The 3,933-nt window shown below is 72.8% G+C and carries 1 protein-coding gene; it reads left to right on the forward strand.

Going from position 1 to position 3,933, the window contains the following annotated elements; translation table 11 throughout:
• Positions 1-795 precede the first annotated feature (795 nt).
• Positions 796-3,711: an AAA family ATPase gene (locus ACFV0G_RS36670; protein ID WP_380557285.1), complete on the forward strand. Its 2,916-nt coding sequence runs from the start codon at positions 796-798 to the stop codon at positions 3,709-3,711.
• Positions 3,712-3,933 lie beyond the last annotated feature (222 nt).

Here is a 3,933-nt window from a genome sequence, read left to right on the forward strand (position 1 = left end):
CTGCGGGAAACCGGCCGTTCTCTTGCATGTCCGAGTAATTACGGGACAGTTACGGATATCCACCGCCCGGACGGCCCCGGCGGGCGCGAACGTTCGGAAGTTGACGGCTCCGAGCCGTCGCACGGCCGGACAGCAGCTCGGCGATATGGGCGATTCGTCCGGATTCACGGCTTCGACCCCCGCCGAATGGGGGCCCCTACCCCTACCCCTAGGGCTCCTAGCCGCTACCAATCTTGATCGGTTCCTGACGACAGGTATCGTCCGGCGGGGTCCGGCAGTGTTATGTTCTGAGCAGTTGTCCCGCAACTCCTTTTCACGGCCTCGGCGGACGGCCACAGTGGCGGAGCGGACGGGCATGGAATCCGTGCGATCGCGATTCTGGTTGAATCCCGGATCATTCTTCATTCGGGCCAAGCGGAATTGTCGGCGCCAGTTCACCGGGGGAACAGTGTTCCACGCTATGGGATACGGCATTCGACACGCTGAGAACGGGCAGCCGACCGGACCGCGTCGACCCGGCTCCAGACGCACCGTCAACTTCACCTGCGCGCCTGCCAATCCGTGAGGCGACCGGCACCGCCGCCGGCGAGGACTCGCCCGGTGAGCAGCGGTGCCGCCGCCCCGATCCCGGCGAACTGATGCCCCGTCGACCGTCCCCCGCGTACCGCGGGCCGACGGCCCGGAGGTCTGCCGGGAACGCCCTTGAACATTCCGTGCCGCCGTACGCGAACGCGCCCCCGCAACCGGGCATTCGCCGTCGACGGCTGTCGGGAACCTAAGCGAGGAGCCCAGCACATGACGGCCCGAACCGAATTGATCGAGCGCGGCGAGGAATTGCTCCAGCTGAACCGAATCACCACCGACGCGCTGAACGGGGTGGGAGCGGTCGGCCTGGTGGCAGGACCGGTCGCCACCGGCAAGAGCGTCCTGCTCAGCGCGCTCTGCGAGCAGGCCCACGCGGCAGGGTTCGTCACCCTGCGCGCCGTCGGGGCGGAGGCCGAGAACCACACTCCGCTGAGCATCGCCGGCCAGCTGCTGCGCCACGCCCCGCTCGACGCGGCACGCCACGAGCACGTCCAGCGCCTGCTGCGACTGGCCGTCACCTCAGCCGCTGCCGCCGAGACCGAACAGCCGCCGGCCGCCCAGGGGCCGGCCTTCCACGCGCCGGCCGGCCCGGAGTCCGGCGCCGGCCGCCCGGCCCGACTCTGCGGCGACCTGGTCCAGGAACTCTGCGCCGTCCTGTTCGAACTCTCCACCGTGTCACCGCTCCTGCTCTGCGTCGACGACGTGCACCACGCCGACGAGCACTCCCTGCAGTGGCTGCTCTTCCTGATCCGGCGCCTCGGCTCGGCCCGGATAGCCGTGGTCCTGGCCGAGCGCACCGCCTCCCAGCACCCGCAGCCCGCCTTCCACGCCGAACTGCTGCGCCAGCCGAACTGCCGCCGCGTGATGCTCGGCCCGCTCAGCCACGACGGCGTCAACGCACTGCTCGACGCCCGGCTCGAGGACGCCCGGCGCACCGGCGCACCGCGCGACGAGGACCTCGCCGCCCACGAGCTCTGCGGCCGGGTCGACGCCCTGACCGGCGGCAACCCACTGCTCGTCCACGCCCTGCTGGACGACCTGCGCACCTGCACCCGGCTGCCCTCCGAGGCCCGGTCGGCGACCCTCGGGGCCGGTTACGCCTTCTCCCAGGCCGTCGTCAGCTGTCTGCACCGCAGCGAGGCCTCCGCGCTGGCGGTCGCCCGCGGCATCGCCGTCCTCGGCGACGAGAGCTGCGTCCAGGTGCTCGGCCACCTGCTGGACCGCTCCCCCGCCTCGGTCGAACGCGTGGTCAGAGGCCTCGACTCGGCCGGCCTGCTGGAGCACGGCCGGTTCCGCCACCCGGCCGTGCGCACCGCCGTCCTGCACGACACCGACGCCGGCGAACTCAGCCGCCTGCACTTCCGCGCCGCCCACCTGCTCTACACCCGCGGCGCCCCCGAGCGGGCCATCGCCGAGCAGCTGCTGGCCTCCACCGAACCCGGCGAGGCCTGGAGCACCAAGGTGCTCTGCGACGTCGCCCGCGAGGCACTGGTGGACGGCGACGCCGCACTGGCCCGGCGCTGCGTCGAGCACGCCCACCGCAGCTGCACCGACCGCCGCCGGCGCGGCGAGGTGCTCACCCTGCTGGCCGGCGTCGAGTGGCAGCTCCAGGCCGGCAACGCCGTCCGCCACCTCCCCCAGCTCACCTCCGCCCTGCGCTCCGGCGACCTCGCCGAACGCCAGTCCGTGGTGGTGCTCAAGTACCTGCTGCGGCACGGCCGGCTCACCGAGGCCTCGGCCACCCTCGAGCACATCATCTGCCAGCAGTGGACGGTCGAGAGCCGTACCGCCGCCGAGCTGCAGACCGTCAAGCTCATGCTCTCGAGTTCCTACCCCGGCGCCATCGCCGACCTGCCCCCGCTCGGTCCCTGCGGCGTCGACGAGGGCCGCACCCCCGCCGCCGTCCGGGCCGACCCGCAGCTGCAGGCCGCCGCCGTCCTGGACGAGGTGCTCAGCGGCCGCGCCCGCGAGCACACCTTCCTCGCCGCGGAGCAGGTGCTGCGCAGTCTGCGCCTGACCTACCGTTCCTGGGAGCAGGCCGAGTTCGCCCTGCTCGCGCTGATCTACGGCGACCAGCTGGACCGGGCGGCGGTCTGCTGCGACCAGCTGCTGGAACGGATCGGCAACGCCGCCGAGGGCTGGCGCCCGCCGCTGCTGGCGCTCCGCAGCCAGATCGCCGCCCGCCAGGGCCGGCTGGCCGACGCCGAACGCGACGCGATGGCCGCCCTGGAGTCGATGCCCTGGCAGGGCTGGGGCGTCAACATCGGCCTCCCGCTGGCCACCCTGCTCTGCGCGCAGACCGCGATGGGCAAGTACGAGGACGCCGCCGAGCTGCTCAACCGCCCGGTGCCGCAGGCCATCTACAAGACCCGCTACGGCCTGCACTACCTCTATGCGAGAGGTGAGTTCCGGCTGGCCACGAACAACTCCCAGGCTGCGCTGGACGACTTCACGATCTGCGGCGAGATGATGCAGGACTGGGACCTCGACCTGCCGAGCGTGGTGCCGTGGCGCGGCGCCGCGGCCCGGGTGCACCTGCAGGCCGGCGACCTCCAGAAGGCCAAGGTGCTGATCGACGAGCAGACCCGGCGGCTGCAGCCCGGGCCGTCCCGCTCGCGCGGCATGACGGTGCGCCTGAGTGCCGCCGTCGCCGAGCTCAAGCACCGGCCCTCACTGCTGCGCCAGGCCGTCGACGAGCTGCAGCGCAGCGACTCGCCGATCGAGCTGGCGCTGGCGCTCGCCGACCTCGGCTACGCCCACCAGAAACTCGGCGACCACAAACGCTCGCGGATCATGATGACCCGCGCCTGGCAGCTGGCCAAGGAGCACCGTGCCGAGCCCATCCAGCGCGGCCTGTCGAACCTGTTCTCCGACGTCCGCGAGGAGGTTCCGCAGACCGCAGGGGGCGCCTCTGCGGGCGGCCTCAGCGACGCCGAGCGCCGGGTCGCCTCGCTGGCCGCCCTCGGGCACACCAACCGCGAGATCGCGCGGGAGCTGTTCATCACCGTCAGCACCGTGGAGCAGCACCTGACCCGGGTGTACCGCAAGCTCAAGGTCACCCGGCGCAGCGATCTGCCGGGCGAGCTCTGCCTGGCGGCCGGCGGCGGTACCGCCAGCTACGCCTGAGCCCCGGCCCTGGGCCCCGGCCCCGCTCGGCCCCGCACCCCCGTACCGCGCTTCGCACCGACGCAGCGGAACGACCACATCCTTGACGCATCCACACCAAATCTCCTCATGCGCCATCGGCCCCGCTCGCCCGGCGGGGCCGATGGCGTGCTGCCGCCCGGCCGGGCGGGGCGCCCCGCCCGCGCGCGGGTGGCCGGGCCCCCGCAGCGGCGGTGGGCGGCC

The sequence above is a fragment of the Kitasatospora sp. NPDC059571 genome (genome assembly GCF_042735675.1).
Taxonomy (GTDB): domain Bacteria; phylum Actinomycetota; class Actinomycetes; order Streptomycetales; family Streptomycetaceae; genus Kitasatospora.

Coding starts and splice junctions, on each gene's coding strand:
- ACFV0G_RS36670 (WP_380557285.1), top strand. CDS start 796: ATGACGGCCCGAACCGAATTGATCGAGCGCGGCGAGGAATTGCTCCAG.